We start from the raw sequence: 16,307 nt of genomic DNA, 5'->3' as shown, positions 1-16,307 counted from the left end.
TTCGTGCTATGTATTGTTTTTTTACCACAATAGCCGTATGACGTAAGGATATAGAAGGAGGTGGGCATATGGCTGGAAATACGACAAATATCAGCATTCGTATGGATTCCGATCTAAAAGCTCAGGCAGAGACTCTCTTCGGAGAGATGGGTATGAATCTCACAACAGCTTTTAACATCTTTGTTCGCCAATCGTTCCGTGAGGGCAGAATTCCCTTTGAAATCTCTCTGAACCATATAAACAGGGAAACCATGGCTGCGATGTTGAAGGCGGAGATAATCGCCAAAGACCCTTCGATTAAGGGCTACACCGATTTAGACAAGCTTTTTGCTGATCTCAGAAAATGAGAAAGACAAAGCTAACGGTAAAACCGACCTCTCAATTCAGAAGGGACTACAAACTAGCCATAAAGCGTGGACTAAAGATAGAGCTCATGGAAGATGTAATCTCTATACTGGCTATGGCTGAGGAGCTCCCCCCAAAAAAATAGGGATCACACTCTTTCCGGGAATTGGGCAGGGCATCTAGCGTGTCATATTCAGACTGATTGGTTACTGGTGTATCGTGTGGAAGCATCTGTCCTGGTGTTGACCCTTACCCGGACAGGAACACATGCGGATCTTTTCGGGAAATAAAGCACCCTGTGGGATAGAAAATCCCTCAGGGTGCTTGTGTTTTAAGCATGCCTGTATACTGCCTCACGTCGAGGTACAGGGCATCGTCCGGCAGGGCGGAGCCGAAATGACCTCTCCGAGGAAGGTCGAAAGTGAGTTTTTAGAGGAGCCCTTAAGGCTGTCTCGTGATTCGTACCTTGTGTATTCTCTGTCCCGACAGCTTTGAGACCTGGAAGGAGAAGTTCTCCCATTTTACCTCTGCGCCGGTCTCCGGAAGGGTCTTGAACTGTTCGAGAAGCCATCCGCTCAGCGTGGTTGCGTCTGTCTCCGGCTCGTATGGGACGTCCAGAAATGCCTCGAAAAGCCTCTTTATGTAGATGTCCCCGTTGGCCATGTAGACGTTCTCCTCTATCTTGGTGACGTTTTCCTTTATGTCGTCGTGTTCGTCGTAGAGCTCGCCAACCAGCTCCTCCAGCAGGTCCTCCAGAGTGACTATGCCGGAGGTCCCTCCGTATTCGTCCAGCACCACCGCCATGTGGGTGTGGCTGGAGCGGAGTATCTTGAGGCTGTCCATGAGGCTGGCGCTTCCCGCTATGAGGATGGGGCGCTTCATCATGTCCCGGATGACCGGTTTTTTGCCGGAGGTTACGGCGGCCAGGTAGTCCTTCTCGTAGAGTATGCCCACTATGTTGTCTATCGAGCTCTGGTAGATCGGTATCCTGGAGTAGTGGTTCGCAACTATCAGTCCTGTCACTACCGAGGGATCGTCGTCCACCTCTATCGCGAATAGGTCCACCCTGGGAGTCTGGACCTCCCAGACCTCCAGTCCGTTGAAGTTGACGGCGTTCTCCACCAGCTCCCTCTCGGAGAGGGGGAGGGTTCCCTCGCCTCCCATGGTGTCCACTATGCTGAGCAGCTCGTCGTGGGTCACGGTGGGTATCAGGGTTCCTCCGGTCCTGCCGTGTCTCAGGGCAGATGTTATCCTGGAGGTGAGGGTGCAGACCGGGTTCAATACGGACACGAAGAACTTCACCATCGGGGCCGAGGCCAGGGCGAAGGGTTCCGCTCTGTCCTTGACCAAGGCCTTGGGCAATATCTCTCCGAACAGTATTATGAGGATCGTCATAAGTACGGTGGCGTAGACCGCTCCCATAGGGCCGAACATGGACGTCAAGACGGCGGTGGCGGCGGATGTTATAAGTATGTCCACGATGTTCCCGCCTATCAGTATGGCCGATACTGTGCGGTTGAAGTCCTTGGCCAGCTCCATGGCGCTGGATGCGCCTGGCCTCTCCTCCTCTACGAAGCGGCGGAGCCTGATCTTGTTGACGCTGGAGAAGGCCGTCTCGCTGGCGGAGAAGAAGGCCGACAGTGCGAACAGAAGGACGAAGGTTATAAGAGCGCTGAAAAGTGTTCCAGTTGCCATAAGTGATCCTCCGAAAGATGCAGTCTTTTTAAATACGCTCGGGCGAGACAGGCTTTCGTCGGAGCTACCTCACGGAGGAGACTCCGACGTATTTTATAGATGTTCCCAGCAGTTTATTATTATAGGTGCAGGGACCGTTATAGGAGTCTAGATCTGTGCCTGTTTTTCCATCTCGTAACGTTTTTCTATTTTCTCTTCCAGGGAGATAAAGGCCTCGACTGTCTCGGGGCAAAACTGGATTCCCGCCAGCGATCGTATTTCCTCGAATCCCCAATCGACTGGTTTCGCTTCCTTATAGGGCCTGGGACTGACCATGGCGTCGAAGCTGTCCACCACTGCCACGATCCGGCCGTAAAGGGGAATTTCCTTGCCTTTCAGCCCCTTAGGATATCCCGAACCATCCCATCTCTCGTGATGGTTCAACGCCACAGATGCGGCGGTCATGAGGACTCCGGAGGAGAATCGGTTGAGCAGTTTCCACCCGAATATCGGGTGTTGTTTCATTATCTCCCATTCCCGATCGGTAAGAGATCCGGGTTTTAAGAGGATAGAGTCTGGGACGCCTATCTTTCCGATGTCGTGGAGAGGTGCGGCCAGTCCCAGGGAGATTACCTCGTCCTCCGGCTCGCCTATGGCCTTGGCCAGGGCCATGGACAGCCAACCGACTCGGGATGTGTGTTCGTATGTGTCGTTGTCCCTCATCTTTGCGATTAGGTTGAGGGTCTTCAACAGGTCGGATAGGAGGTTCTCGTTTTTGCTGGCTATTATGTCCATCGATTTTCGGTCTTCCGCATGGAAGCTTTCGAAGCCCTCTATCTGGCTGGCGAAGTTGTGTCTGTAGACGTAGAAGCTCGACGCTTTCAGGGCCAACTCAAGTCTGGTGCCCAGCTGGTTGGGGTCCACCGGCTTGGTCATGTAGTCGTCCGCTCCGGCCATGACGGCCCTCTTGACCGTCTCGGAGCTGTCGTCGGAGGTCAGCATTATTATCACCGCCGGTATCTCCATGGACCTTATTCTGCCGGTGGTCTCTATCCCGTCCATCCCCGGCATGACTACGTCCATCAATATCATGTCGACGTCCGAGTCGACTCCCAGCAGCATGGACAGGGCTTCCTCTCCACTTTCGGCCTCCATCACCCTGTAGCCGAGGTTCTTTATCCCCATGGCCAGGACCTTGCGGGTTATCCTGTCGTCCTCAACTATCAGTACAGTAGCCATAGTGGCCTCCCTTATCGCTCTGGTTCGACGTACCTTTTCCAGCCGCCTCTTTTCAGTTCGTCCGTCAGTTTTCTCAGAGATAGTTCGAGTTCTTTAACCACCTCGACGGAAGCGGTAAGATCGGCTTCCTTGGCAAGTCTCTCAAGTCGGACGCATATCTCCCAGGCCTCTCGGGCTCCTACCGTTCCGAGCGATCCTTTCAGGCCGTGAGCCGCCTTTGCCGTCTCCTCCGGCGACCTCTTTGCGACGGCCTGAGACAAGCTCTCTAGCTGGGACGGCAGATTTTCAATAAAATCGCCTATGACCTCTTCCATTATGGCCTGGTCCTTTCCAACCATTTCCAGGAGCGCTGCGATCCTGTCGGGATCCAGGATTCCATCGGATTTATCCACCGGAGTGGGAGTTGCTTCCGATGTCTCCGGAAGCAGGGCAGTTACGGCCCGGAACAGATCCTCTCTGTTGACCGGTTTGGTGACTATGTCGTCTACTCCCGACTCCAGTATGGCTGATTTTTCCTCCGCCATGGCATAGGCTGTAAGGGCTATCACCGGAAGTCTGGGACGTCCCGACCGTAGCTCTTCCCGTCGGATCTTCCTGGTGGTCTCCTTCCCGTCCATTACAGGCATCTGTATGTCCATCAGAACCAGGTCCGGTCTGGCCTCGTCTATCTTTTTCAGTGCCTCCGTGCCGTTGATCGCCAGGTCCACCTGAAAGCCCCGTCTCGCCATGGTCCTTCTCATTATCCTGGCGTTGAATTCGTTGTCCTCCACGACCAGCACGGACTTTCCGACTCCGAACAGATCCTGATCGCCCAGTTCCTGCGGCGTAGAGCCCGCTTCCTCCGGGGTTATGGATTTTATCAGGGTTTTCTTCAACACGCTGTCCGGGATGGGCTTAGTCAGAAACCAACGTATGCCGAGATCCCTGCATCTGGATTTTACTTCCGGCCCGTCTAGGGAGCTGAACATTATGGCCGCCTCCGGCATGGCGTTCTCTTGGTTTAGCCTTTCAAGCACGGTAGGTCCGTCCATGTCTGGCATATGGCAGTCCAGTATCATTATGTCCGCCGATCTTCGATTTTTTCCGGTCAGTATGTTCAGGGCTTCCTCTCCTGATTTTGCTTGGTGGACTTCCATGCCCCAGGCGGACAGCTTGCGGCTAAGTATGGCCCTGTTGGTCTCGTTGTCGTCCACTATAAGGGCCGAACGGGATCTCAGTTCGGGATGGAGGTCCTGCCTGTTTCGATCTCCTATCGTCAGGGGAATAGTGAAGCTGAAGACGCTTCCCTTTCCGGGAGCGCTTTGAACCTCCAGTTTGCCTCCCATGATCTCCACCAATTTTTTACATATGGACAGGCCGAGTCCTGTGCCTCCGTAGCGCTTGGTCGTCGATACGTCGGCCTGGATGAAGGGAGAGAATATCCTGGCTATTTCTTTTTCGGACAGCCCTATTCCTGTGTCTTCTATCCTTATCTCTACCGAATCCATCTTTGCCGTTTTTTCCATAGCCTTCACCGACATGAGGATCTCCCCTTCGTCGGTGAATTTGACTGCGTTGCTAAGCAGGTTGACCATTATCTGTCTTATCCTCACCGAATCGCCTATGTAGCTTTCCGCCAGCTCCTCGTCTATGTCTACGTTCAGTTCCAGGCCCTTGCCGTGGGCTTCCTTAGCGAGGTAACTGGCGGATTTCCATGCGACCTCGCCAAGGTCGAAGGGGTGGCTGTCTATCTCCATGTGTCCCGATTCGATCTTGGATATGTCCAGTATGTCGTTGATTATGTCCATCAGCGAACAGGAGGCTTCGTGTATCGTCTCCAGATATTCTCTCTGGTCCTCGTCGTAGGTGGTCTCCAGGGCGAGCTCGGTCATGCCCAACACGGCGTTCATCGGGGTCCTGATCTCGTGGCTCATGTTGGCCAGAAAGGCGCTCTTCGCTCTGTTGGCCCTCTCCGCCTCTTCCTTGGCCTTTCTGAGCTCGACGGCGTTTTGAATGAGGGCCGTGACGTCCTCCATAACCCCTACCACACCGGAATTATTCTCGTTCAACCGGAAGGCCGCCTGATTGAAGAAAAAGCGGTATTCCTGGCCGTCGATATCCATGGGAAGCTGGAATCGGACCGGTTCGTGGCCGTTCAGAACCCTCTCTCCGAGGTCCATGAGTTTTTCCGCTGCCTTCGTGGGCAGCAGCTCTACCATGGATGTGCCGATCGTTCCCCATCCCTCTTTGCCGAGCAGGGAGGAAAAGGCTCTGTTACAACCCAGTATTATGCCGTTTTTATCGAAGTAGTAAACCGGGTTTGGGATTGTATCCAATAAGACCTGCATGAAGGATAGCTGTCCCTGAAGGGCGCTTTCCGCTTTTTTTCGGTCCCTTATCTCGGTCTTGAGCCTTTCGTTGTGTTCCTTGACGGTCGTCTGATTTTTTTCCGCCTCATCGACCTTGGCCTTCAGTATCACGGCCTTGGTGTTTTCCCTCAGGAGGAAGAGTCCGCCTCCCAGGAGCAGCAGAGCGGAGGCTCCCATTATGATCAGGTTGCCGTAGGGGGTTGCGGAGCCGAAGATCCTGTCTCTAGGGGTCACTAGGAAGAGGAACAACGACGCTCCCGGAACCGCCGCCTTTGCTGCCAGGACCTCGGTGGGCTTGTCCTCCTCTCCCACCTTTACCTCCATCGGTTCCTCCGCTCCCTCCAGGTGGTGGAATATCTTGCTGGCCTCCTTGGGGTTCTCGAACGGCGACGTCACCCTCTGTCCGTTCCAGGTGGTGAGGAATATGTTGTTCCACGGTTCGGTGCTCTGTCTCGCTCTGAGTCTGGTCAGTATGTCCGACGGGGTCATCCACAGCACTATCTGACCCTCGTACTTCCCCTTGTAGAAGTAGGGGTATGATATCACCAGTCGGCTTTCTCCGTTCTCCCACTCGGTTACGATCCGCCCCGAGGGGTTGAGAGTGTAACGGTATTTGAGCCAATCGGGAGGGTTGCCCTGTACTGCCGGGGTCACTGCGAGGGGGCTGCCGTCGCCCAGTATTACCGCTATTCTGGAGTAGACCATGTCGTTTTCGAACATTGTGTTCTGGAGCTTTCTCTTCAGCAGGGTCTGAAGGTTTTCCCGGCTGGCCTTAAGCCCGTATTCCCTGGACATGCCGAGGTCCCGCCCTTGAAAGTAGGCGGTAAGTTCCTTGCTCTCCGCTATGTCGTAGGCATCCTGTCTTCTCTCGAATAGTATGTAGCCTATTATTGAGGCCATGTTGTCCGCCTGTATCTGGAGGGCTTTCACAGTCTGTCTCTCGAAGGATCTCTGAGACCGGTAGTTTACCACTATCAGGACCGCTATCAAAGCCAGAAAAAGACCGACCGATACAGCCAGGGCCTTCTTGAGCGTCGGTAAGGAGCGCTTCATGGGAATTCCGTTATGGACGGATAGTATTTCTCCACCATGAGGGAGTACTCTCCTTCGTCAACCAGTTCGGAGAAGAACCTCTCGAATTCCTCTCTCAGGTCGGATCCCTTTGGAAAGGCCACTGCCATATCCTGTTTATGAGAGATCGGGCCTAGAACCTTGATCTGGCCGGGCCACGAGGCCAGGCCGACCAGGACGTCCGGGACGTCCAGAAGCAGCAGCTCCGAACGACCGGAGATAAGGGCTGGGATCAGGTCGTTCAGGTTCCCCTCGAAGTACGCGAGCTCTTTAGCTAGATCTCTTAGCCCGTACAGGGCGGGATCCAAACAGGTGCCGGGAGAGCCCATTAGGGATTTTCCCCTCACCAGTTCCTTGGTTGACTCTATGTCCTTCGTCGGGTCGCCCGACGGTTTTATTGGTCTTATCGGGTTGTTGGCTCGAGTCACAAGCCAGACCTGGGTGGTGAAGGTGGGGCTGGAGAAGTCGAGCAGTTTCTCTCTCCAGCCCAGGACTGTCAGGCCGGAGGCTATAAGGTCTCCTCTTATAGGTCTCGTCGTCTCGGAAAGAGATCCGTCTTTTTTTATCTCTTTTCCCAGGAGGTCGGGCACGAGATTTTGCCAGTCCGTCGGGACGAAAGAGTAATTCACCCCTAGGAAGGAGGCGAATCTTTTCATCAGCTCCACGTCGAGTCCGTCTCCGCTTCCGCTCACGAAGTGAGCGTAGGGCACGCCGAGATGGCGAAGTTCTCCTTTCTCCCTGATTTCCTTCAGGCTTTCCCCCTGGGCGGACGAGACGCACAGAACCGATAGGAGCAGGAAGAGAAAAACCGTTCGTTTCATGGATATCCCTCCTCTATAGGAAACACTACCACCTCTTTCATTATACATCTCGTTTCTTCCTATGCGACAAAAGGGACGCCTCGAGGCGTCCCTTTTGTCGTTCCCTTCAGTCGAAGCGTTCTAACGGATCGTTATCTGGTCTCCGTCGGAGAGACTTTTCCCTCCCAGGACGATCAGTCGATCTCCTTCCGCAAGTCCATCCTGTACATTGACGTCCCTTCCGACGGATCGCCCCAATGAGACCGGTTTCTTTCTCGCCTTTCCGTCCTCCACCACGAAGACGAAAGAGCCGCCCTCCTCGGAGATCACCGAGTCCATCGGTATCATCACGGTGTTTTCCATGGTTTCCTCAACGATGAAGACCCTGGCGAACATTCCGGGCTTGAGGTCCCCATCGTTCTCCACAGCTACCTCCACCTGTGTCGTCCTGGTGCTGGGGTCTACGAAGGGACTGACCCGATAGACCTTGCCCTCCAGCTTGGTCCCTCCTATCGTCACGAAGGCCTTCATTCCCTGTTCTATCAGTCTGGCGTGGCTTTCCGGAGCCTGGATGACCGCCTTCAGCCTTGATATGTCGGCGATCCGAGCCAGAGGGGTCTGAGGGCTTATCATCTCTCCCGGGGTCCTGGCGTAGTCGTTTACCACGATCCCCTGAATGGATGCCTTCAGCGTGTATTCGGACAGGTCGACCTGTAGTCTTTCCAAGTTGGCCCTATTTTGTCGGACTTGGGCTCTGCTGAGATCTACCGCTGCCTTGGCGGTTCGGTAGTCCGTTTCCTTCGAGTCCAGCTGTTGCTGGGTGGAGAACCCTTCTTTGACCAGCCTGAGATAGCGATCCCTCTCCCTCTTGGCGTTTTCAAGCTCCGCCATGGCTTGGGCAACCTGGGCCTGGGCGACGGCTATCTGTGCCTCGGCCTGAGATATCTGGGCGTCGACGTCTCTGTGGTCCAGCTCCGCTATAGGGTCTCCGGGAGAGACCGAATCGCCCTGTTTCACGAAGCTCTTTATCAATCTTCCGTTTACCCTGGGGTAGAGGGTAACCTCGTCTACTGCCTCTAGGGTGCCGTTCTCGGAGAAGCCCCTTTCCACCTTGGGAGTTATCTCCACGGTCTGCACGGTCACGACGGCGTTTTGAGCGAACCCGGTGGATCCCCAGAGCAACATGGCCGCCAGAGCGATGACAACGGCTATTTTCATCTGTCTTCACCTCCGTCTTCTTTCAGGATATGGGAGACAAGCTCTCCCTCGGTTCTCTCCAGAGCCGCCACCTGGACCGAATATGCGCTAACCGCCGTGGCGTGTTCCTTTCTGGCCTTGGTGTAAGATGCCTGGGCGTCCAGAACGTCTATCTGGGTGCTGACTCCCTCTCTGTAGCCTACCTGGGCCAACCTAAGGGATTCCGAGGCCAATTCGAGGTCTTTCGACGTGGATTCCACCGCCTGTTTCGCCGTCTCCAGGTTAAGCCAGGCCTGGGAGACCTCGCTTCTTATGGCTTCCCGAAGCTTTTGAAGGTCCAGCTCTTTCTGTCTCAGGTTGGCCTTTTCCGTCATTATCTGGGCCTTGGTGACGTTCCTGTCCAGTATCGGGACGTCCACCTCCAGGGCTATCTCCCAGTCGTCGTCGTCGGTACCGTCGCTTTCCTTGGGGTCGTCCCAGGTATAGGAGGCTTTCAGATCGACCTTAGGTCTCAGTCCGCTGGCGGCGATCTGTATCTCCTGTCGCTGTGTCTCCAGCGATGAAAGGGACGCCTTCAGGTCCGGCCTGTTCGCCATGGCCCTTTCGAGAGAGCCCTCTCTGTCGCCGACGTAGGGGACGAAGTCGAGATCTCCCGAGATATCCACGTCCGATTCGGGGTCCATCCTCAGTGTGGTCAAAAGGGCGATCTTCGCCGATTCCAGGTCGTTGATGGCGGTTATGAGCTGGGTTCTGTAGCCGCTCAGCTGTTGTTCCGCTCTAGTGACCTCGAAACGGTTTGCGATGCCCAGGGCCTCTTTCTTTACGACTTCCTTCAGGTGACTCTCGGCGAAGGCCATCGAGTCCCTGGCTGCAACCACGTTTTCCCTCAAGTGGAGAACGTCGTAGAACTGGCGTATGACCGAGTAGGCCACAGTCTCCTTTGCGTCGGTCACTGTTTCCAGAACGGAGGTTTCGTAGGCTTGGGATTGTTTGAGCAAAGCGGTGGCTTTTCCCCCTGTGTACACCGGTTGGGTGGCAGTTATCGATATGCCGTAGGAGTTTGCCTCTTCCGCAAGAGCGTGTCTTTCGTCCTGTCTTTTGTATTTGCCCCCTAGAGAAAGAGATGGAAAGAGTGCCGATCGGGCTACCAGCTTTCCCGCCTCGCTCTTGTCCATGTCCTGGGCGCTCTTCAGAACCTCTATTCCCTCTTCCACCCCGATCCTGACCGCGTCTTCAAGGGTCAGGGAGGTTGCGGACACGGGCGGTGCGGCGGAAAGTATCGCCATCATCGCGACGGCGATGCCTATCGTTTTCTTCGTTTTCATCTGGCTGTCTTACCCCTTTCGGTAGTCTGTCCGGGAAGCCGTCCGGAGGCTGCCATCCTGCGTCCTCTGACGATGGCGCCAGCCCTGGAGAAGACTCTCTTCACCCGGTCCGTCATGTCGTCGACGATCAGGTATATCACCGGGATGACCACCAGAGTCAGAAGGGTGGCGGTGAACAGGCCCCCTATGACCGTTATGGACATAGGCTGTCTGATCTCGCCTCCTTCGCTGAGTCCCAGGGCTATCGGAAGCATTCCGACCATGGTGGAGCAGGTGGTCATGAGTATCGGTCGCAGCCTCAGGGGTGCGGCTTTCATTATGGCCGAGATCTTGTCCATGCCCTGTTCCCTCTGTTGGTTGGTGAAGTCGACCAGGAGAATGGCGTTGTTTACCACTATTCCCACCAGCAGGATTATGCCCATAAAACTCATCACGCTGAGTCTTATCCCGGTTAACAGGAGAAGTCCGAAGGCACCGGCGGTCATCAGGGGTAGTGCGAACATGATGGTAAGAGGGTGCATGAAGGACTCGAACTGTATTGCCATCACCATGTAGACCAGCAGTATGGCGAATGCCAGAGCTGTGGTGAGAGACGCGAAGCTCTCCCTCATGTTCTCAGTGTCCCCTGAGGGAAACATGGTGACCGAGCCGTCCGAAGGGGCGTAACGGTCGAATATCTCCTCGAGCTGTACTATTCCCTCTCCGGGGGATATGCCGTCGGTGTTGGCCCCTATTCCCAGGGATCTCTGTCTGTTGTGTCTCTTTATTACGTTAGGGGCCAGCTCTATCCTTGGGGTCACCAGGCCCGGAAGTCTTACGAGCTCGCCGTCTCCACCCCGAACCGCTATGTCGGAGATCTTCTCAGGCGCGTCCCGATCCTCCGCTCCGGCTCTGAGCCTTATGTCGTAGCGATAGCCTCCCTCTTTGAAGCTCCCGGCATTGGTTCCTCCGAAGTAGGTCTTTATCTCCGTCGACAGGTCCCTCATGCTGATCCCCAGGTCGTCGGCGAGGTTTCTGTCTATGTCCAGGTTTATCCTGGGTTTGTTCATTCTGAGGTTTGTGGTTATGTCCACCAGGCCGACGCTCTTTTGCTCCAGCTCCGCCTTCATGGCCTCTCCTATGTCGGCCAGTTCTTCGGTGCTGTCTCCCTGAAGGACCAGCGATATGTCCGATCCTCCCCAACGTCCCAGTGTGATATCTACGTCTCGATAGACCGCCAGCTTCTTGCGGTATTCTCCCATTATGACGTAGAAGGGAGCCCTTTCGTCCCTGGGCACCAGCTCAACGGTTATTGTCCCTTTATAGACTTCGCCGCCCTGTCCCGATCCCACCGTGCCGTAGGTGTAGACCACTCTAGGGTCCTGACGGACCAGTTTCCCCAGTTCCAGGAGGAAGTCCTCTGTCTGTTGCAGAGAGGCCTCTGCGGAAAGCTCGAAGTTTATCTTGAATCGTCCTCTATCCTCGTTGGGAAAGAACTCCGAGCCCAATTGAGTGGCCATCCAGAGTCCGGAAGCGAATATGGCTACCGCCACTATCAGGGTTATGAGCCTATGTCTTACGGCTGCTCCAAGCAAACCGGTGTAGAGCCGCTCCAATACCAGGAACGGGGCCTCCATGGCCCTGGTGAGTGCCGATTCGGTCTGTCGTCCAAGTATCCTGGAGCAGAGGAAGGGGGTCAGTGTAAGGGACAATATCAGAGATATAAGTATGGTCATGGCCACCGTTATTCCGAAGGCGTAGAAGAACCGCCCTATTATGCCGCTCATGAAGGCCACCGGCAGGAAAACGGCCATGGTGGTCGCGGCTCCGGCCAGGACGGAGAACCCTACCTCGGAACCTCCGTCGGCGGAGGACCTCATGGCGGTCTTGCCCATCTCCTTGTGACGGTGGATGTTCTCCATCACGACTGTGGTGCTGTCGACTACCATGCCGACAGCCAGGGATAGCCCCAGCATGGTCATGTTGTTGATGGTTACGCCGAGACCGTCTAGGACGATAAGTGTCCCTATGAGGCATACCGGTATGGTTATGACCGCAACGAAGGTGGCCCTTATGGTACGGAGGAATAGGAACATTATGATCGAGGTCATCATGATTCCCATGATTATGTCTCCTCTGACGCCGTTCATGGATCTTATGATGAACCGAGACGTGTCCTGGACGATCTTCAGCGATATCCCCTTCGGAGCGGTGGCGTTCAGAGTGTCTACCATGGCCTTTACGTCTTTGGCCAGGGCGACCTCGTTGGTGCCCCTCTGCTTACGGATCTGTATGAGGATGGTCTCCTTCCCGTCGTAGGTGGCTATGCTTCGTCGGTCCTCGAAGCCGTCCTCCACTCGGGCGACGTCCTTCAGCCTCACCAGTGCGCCGTTTCTTCGGGCTACAGCCATCTGGCTCAGCGCCTCTATGGAGCCGTATTCTCCGGCCAGTCTGATGCCGAACTCCTGGCTTTCCGACTCTATCCTTCCTGCCGGGAGCTCGACGTGCTTCTCGTTGATGGCGTTTTTGATGTCCGTGGCGGTCAATCCTCGAGCCTGTAGGGCTATGGGATCCAACCAGATTCTTATCTCCCTTTCCCTGAGTCCGACCGCCTGGGCGTTGCCGACTCCTTTCACCGTCTGGAGCCTCTGCCTCGCGATCTTGTCCACGTAGGTGGAGGTGGATCTCATGTCGGCGGTGCTGTTGACCGCTATGGTCATGATGGCCATGTCGTCGAAGCTGAACTTGTCCACCACCGGGTCGTCCGCCTCGTCGGGCAGACTTCCTCTGGCCAGGTTCACCTTGGCCCTGACGTCCGATGCGGCTACGTCGACGTCCTTATCCAGCTGGAACTCTATGGCTATCACCGATCTTCCCTCGTAGCTGCTGGAGTCGATGTTCTTTATGCCGTCTATGGTGTTGATCTGCTCTTCCAGTACGTCTGTTATGTCGTTGTCCACCACCGATGGGCTAGCGCCCTCCATGGTGGTCTGAACCATGACGTAGGGCAGGTCCACGTTGGGCATCCGTTCCATCCCCATGTTGGCGAAGGCATATACCCCGAACACTATCAGTGCGGTGGTCAGTATGACCACCGTGACCGGTCTTACGAGGGCTGTCTCTATGAGTTTTCTCATGGGATCTTCTCCTCTGTTTTTCTGGGGAGTTCCGGTACGGTCTCCCACGTTTATTTTAACTTGTTAACGGGGGTTATTTTAGGGATTTCACGGGGCTACGTCAACGAAAGGAGGTCTCGCCTAGGCGAGACCTCCCGATTATATAGCCTTGAGGGATAATTATGTCAGACGTTTCTCTCTTTTTTTGCCCTCATCCAGGAGGAGAAGAGGGAGATCGCCGCAAGGGCCAGGAACAGCACCGTTATCGGTCTCGACCAGAGAAAATCGTAATGGCCCTGATACATGAGCACCGCCCGTCGTAGGTTGCTCTCCGCCATGGGGCCGAGTATGACTGCCAGAATGACCGGCGATGCCGGCATCTCGACCTTCTGCATCAGATAGCCTATTACTCCGAATCCCAGGGCCACCCATACGTCGAAGACACTGTTGTTCATCGAGTAGGCTCCCACCACCGAGAGGGTTATGATTACCGGTATGATGACCCTCTTTGGTATCTCCACGACCCGGCAGAAGAGTTTCACCCCGAGCAATCCCAGGGCGAGCATGAGGACGTTGCCCACCAGCATGGAGGCGAATAGTCCGTATATTACGTCGGCGTTCTGGGTGAAGAGCAGAGGTCCCGGCTGTAGCCCCTGTATTATGAGGGCTCCCAGCATTATGGCAGCTACCGCGTCTCCCGGTACTCCTAGTGTGAGAAGAGGTACCAACGCTCCTCCCGTTACTCCGTTGTTGCCCGCCTCTGGGGCGGCTATGCCCTCCATACACCCGGTTCCGAATGCCTTGGAATTCTTGGAGGACCTCCTGGCCTCGTTGTAGGTCACGAAGGCGGCTATATCGGCACCCGCCCCCGGGATGGACCCTATGATCGTTCCCATCAAGGCGGACTTCAGCATCGTCGGTAGAAGGCCGATGGTTTCCTTGAGAGACACGATCCCTCTCTTGAAATTCGTGTCTATCTTGCTCCCTACTCGGAAGTTTTCCATCTGTACGAAGGCCTCCGAAAGGGCGAAAAGGCCTATGAGCACCGGTATAATTGAGAAGCCGTTGTAGAGGTGCATCTGATTGAAGGTGAATCTGGGGTAGCTCGTTACGGGGTCCAGCCCCACCGTCGCAACCAGCAGCCCAAACATCCCGGCTAGAAGCCCCTTTATGGGGTGTTTCCCCGATATGGAGGCTATTATGGAAAGACCGAAAACCGCTAGGGCGAAGTATTCGGGAGCGCCGAATCGGAGGGCGAACTTGGCCAGTATCGGCGAGAACGATATGAGCATAATAGTGCTCACCATGCCTCCTACGAAGGAGGCTATGGCGGATATGCTCAGGGCCTTTGCGGCCTCTCCCCGGCTGGCCATCTGATGGCCGTCCAAAACTGTGGCCGCTGCGGCGGGGGTGCCGGGGGTCTTCAGGAGAATCGCCGATATGGATCCTCCGTAGATGGCCCCTATGTATATGCCTACGAGAAGAACCAGCGCTCTGGTGGACTCCATCCCAAAGGTCAGAGGAAGCAGCACGGCCACTCCCATGGTCGCGGTAAGTCCCGGCAGAGAGCCTATGGCTATGCCTCCCATCACCCCGAAGAACAGGAAGGGGAAGACCTGGGGCGACAGGGCGGTTCCCAATCCCTGTACGAGGAGATCTATCATAGTTCTACGCCTCCCTTTCTAGAGGAAGAATATCCCCTCCGGGAGGGGTACGGTCAGAAGTTTATAGAAAACCCAGTAGATGATCAGAGTAGCCGTAGTCGGCAGAATCAACAGCAAGGGTATCTTTTTCACTCCGAAGGTCAGAAGTATGGCTACGTTCAGCATAACGGTGGATATTATGAAGCCTAAGGGTTCCAGAGCCCAGGAATATACTCCCACTATCACGGCACCGGCTAAGGGGCGAAGGATCCCGGGGCCGAACATCGTTTTTTCGTCTCCCTCTTCGGTCAGAGTTTTTCTCGATCCCCAGAGAAGGGATATGGCCATGATTACCATGGCTATGGCGACCATCCTCGGAAAGAAGGTGGCCCCCAGGTAGTTGTCTGTTATAAGGGTTTGGTCGAACAAGGTCGTCTGGTATAGTGCGGCCCCTCCCAGCGACATGAAGACCAGGGCGGCGACTGCATCGGCTCTTCTCATGTGGAATACCTCCCAAAGATCCGGGGCACCTTTAAAGATGCCCCGGAATGTAGGGGCCTACTTGCCCTGCTGCTTTTTGACGGCCTCGACTATCGCCGTAAGACCCTTCACGTCTTTCTCCATGAATGAGGTGAAGTCCTTCGAGTTCATGTAACGGATGCCCAGCTTTCTCTTGTCCATGAATTCCTGGAACTCGGGGTCTGCCACCGCCTTGGCGAAGGCCTCCTCGAGGGTTGCCTTTACGTCCTCGGGGGTTCCCTTAGGCACAGCCAGGCCTCTCCACGTACCGGTCACTATGGGGTATCCCAGCTCGGTCATGGTAGGAACCTCGGGCAGGCCTGGGAGTCTGGCGTCGGAGCAGACTCCCAGAGCCTTGAGCTGTTTTGCCTGTATCTGGGAGATGGCCTCACCGGGGTTGACCATGGTGAAGTCCACATGGCCGCCCATGACGGCGGGGATGGCCTCGGCCGCTCCGTTATAGGGGATCTGGTTGAAGGTGACGTTCTGGTTGAGCTCCAGTGCCAGGAGGTAGAAGTTCGGCTTCGCCGTGCTGGCGAACTTGACGCTGCCCGAGTCGGCCTTGGCCGATTCGATCAGTTTCTCGACGGATTGGAACTCGGAGTCCGGACGGACCAGGACGATGGCTGGGTCCTCGTTGACCAGAGTTATGGCGTCGAAGTCGGAGGGCTTCACCTGGGCCAGCCCCATCTGGAAGAGCCAGGCTATCTCCCTGGTGACCATGGTGACGGTGTATCCGTCCTTTTTGGACATGGCTCCCTCGGTCATGCCTACGGCACCGCTGCCCCCGGTCTTGTTGATGATGACCACAGGCTGTCCCAGGTATTTCTCGGCTACGCTGGCCAAAGAGCGGGCTACTGCATCGGTGCCCCCTCCGGCGGAGAAGGGGACGATGAGCTTGACGTTCTTGGCGGGGAAATCCGCCGCCATGGCGCCGGTGGCTGCGAGAACCACGGTCAGAGCTACTAGAAGCGACAACAGACGTTTCATTGGTTTTGTTCCTCCCTTATGTGATTTATTCGTATTGCCTATCCCGATCGAGTCGGGTAAT

Annotated in this window: 13 protein-coding genes; 3 read left to right on the top strand and 10 right to left on the bottom strand. The window is 55.5% G+C overall.

Going from position 1 to position 16,307, the window contains the following annotated elements; translation table 11 throughout:
* The first annotated feature begins 68 nt into the window (after nucleotides 1-68).
* The 3 genes from DPEP_RS03390 to DPEP_RS13800 are packed head-to-tail and all read left to right on the top strand — an operon-like array spanning nucleotide 69 to nucleotide 635.
* Nucleotides 69-347, top strand: a complete 279-nt coding sequence (locus tag DPEP_RS03390; protein WP_005659595.1) for a type II toxin-antitoxin system RelB/DinJ family antitoxin — start codon at nucleotides 69-71, stop codon at nucleotides 345-347.
* A complete protein-coding gene (locus tag DPEP_RS13805) occupies nucleotides 344-490 on the top strand; it encodes a type II toxin-antitoxin system RelE/ParE family toxin (protein ID WP_338033382.1) in 147 nt (48 codons plus the stop codon). Before DPEP_RS03390 ends, DPEP_RS13805 begins: the two co-directional genes overlap by 4 nt.
* Nucleotides 465-635 carry a type II toxin-antitoxin system mRNA interferase toxin, RelE/StbE family gene (locus DPEP_RS13800; RefSeq protein ID WP_338033398.1) on the top strand — a complete coding sequence of 57 codons (171 nt, stop codon included), beginning with the start codon at nucleotides 465-467 and terminating at the stop codon, nucleotides 633-635. Before DPEP_RS13805 ends, DPEP_RS13800 begins: the two co-directional genes overlap by 26 nt.
* A 151-nt stretch (nucleotides 636-786) precedes the next feature.
* On the opposite strand, the gene DPEP_RS03385 is transcribed toward DPEP_RS13800, so the two are convergent.
* From DPEP_RS03385 to DPEP_RS03340, 10 genes are all read right to left on the bottom strand, one after another.
* Nucleotides 787-2,040: a hemolysin family protein gene (locus tag DPEP_RS03385; protein ID WP_005659593.1), complete on the bottom strand. Its 1,254-nt coding sequence runs from the start codon at nucleotides 2,038-2,040 to the stop codon at nucleotides 787-789.
* 147 nt (nucleotides 2,041-2,187) lie between these two features.
* Nucleotides 2,188-3,258 carry an HD domain-containing phosphohydrolase gene (locus DPEP_RS03380; protein ID WP_005659592.1) on the bottom strand — a complete coding sequence of 357 codons (1,071 nt, stop codon included), beginning with the start codon at nucleotides 3,256-3,258 and terminating at the stop codon, nucleotides 2,188-2,190.
* Between the two features lie 11 nt (nucleotides 3,259-3,269).
* Entirely contained in the window at nucleotides 3,270-6,659 is a 3,390-nt protein-coding gene (locus tag DPEP_RS12650; RefSeq protein ID WP_005659591.1) for a response regulator, read from the bottom strand.
* A complete protein-coding gene (locus DPEP_RS03370; protein WP_005659590.1) occupies nucleotides 6,656-7,498 on the bottom strand; it encodes a transporter substrate-binding domain-containing protein in 843 nt (280 codons plus the stop codon). The genes DPEP_RS12650 and DPEP_RS03370 overlap by 4 nt, the downstream gene beginning before the upstream one ends.
* A 120-nt stretch (nucleotides 7,499-7,618) precedes the next feature.
* The gene (locus DPEP_RS03365; protein WP_005659588.1) at nucleotides 7,619-8,695 is read right to left on the bottom strand and encodes an efflux RND transporter periplasmic adaptor subunit; all 1,077 of its coding nucleotides are present in this window, start codon (nucleotides 8,693-8,695) and stop codon (nucleotides 7,619-7,621) included.
* Complete coding sequence (locus DPEP_RS03360; RefSeq protein ID WP_005659587.1) at nucleotides 8,692-9,999, bottom strand: TolC family protein; 1,308 nt, start codon at nucleotides 9,997-9,999, stop codon at nucleotides 8,692-8,694. Before DPEP_RS03360 ends, DPEP_RS03365 begins: the two co-directional genes overlap by 4 nt.
* A complete protein-coding gene (locus DPEP_RS03355) occupies nucleotides 9,996-13,115 on the bottom strand; it encodes an efflux RND transporter permease subunit (protein ID WP_005659585.1) in 3,120 nt (1,039 codons plus the stop codon). Before DPEP_RS03355 ends, DPEP_RS03360 begins: the two co-directional genes overlap by 4 nt.
* 164 nt (nucleotides 13,116-13,279) lie before the next feature.
* On the bottom strand, nucleotides 13,280-14,758 hold the full coding sequence (locus tag DPEP_RS03350; RefSeq protein WP_005659584.1) for a tripartite tricarboxylate transporter permease: 1,479 nt from the start codon (nucleotides 14,756-14,758) through the stop codon (nucleotides 13,280-13,282).
* An 18-nt stretch (nucleotides 14,759-14,776) separates the two neighbouring features.
* The gene (locus tag DPEP_RS12645) at nucleotides 14,777-15,238 is read right to left on the bottom strand and encodes a tripartite tricarboxylate transporter TctB family protein (protein WP_005659582.1); all 462 of its coding nucleotides are present in this window, start codon (nucleotides 15,236-15,238) and stop codon (nucleotides 14,777-14,779) included.
* Between the two features lie 57 nt (nucleotides 15,239-15,295).
* Nucleotides 15,296-16,246: a Bug family tripartite tricarboxylate transporter substrate binding protein gene (locus DPEP_RS03340; protein WP_005659581.1), complete on the bottom strand. Its 951-nt coding sequence runs from the start codon at nucleotides 16,244-16,246 to the stop codon at nucleotides 15,296-15,298.
* Nucleotides 16,247-16,307: the final 61 nt, after the last annotated feature.

Origin of the sequence: Dethiosulfovibrio peptidovorans DSM 11002 (assembly GCF_000172975.1) — a bacterium.
GTDB classification, from domain to species: Bacteria; Synergistota; Synergistia; order Synergistales; family Dethiosulfovibrionaceae; genus Dethiosulfovibrio; species Dethiosulfovibrio peptidovorans.
This window is presented reverse-complemented; position numbering and strand designations above follow the sequence as displayed.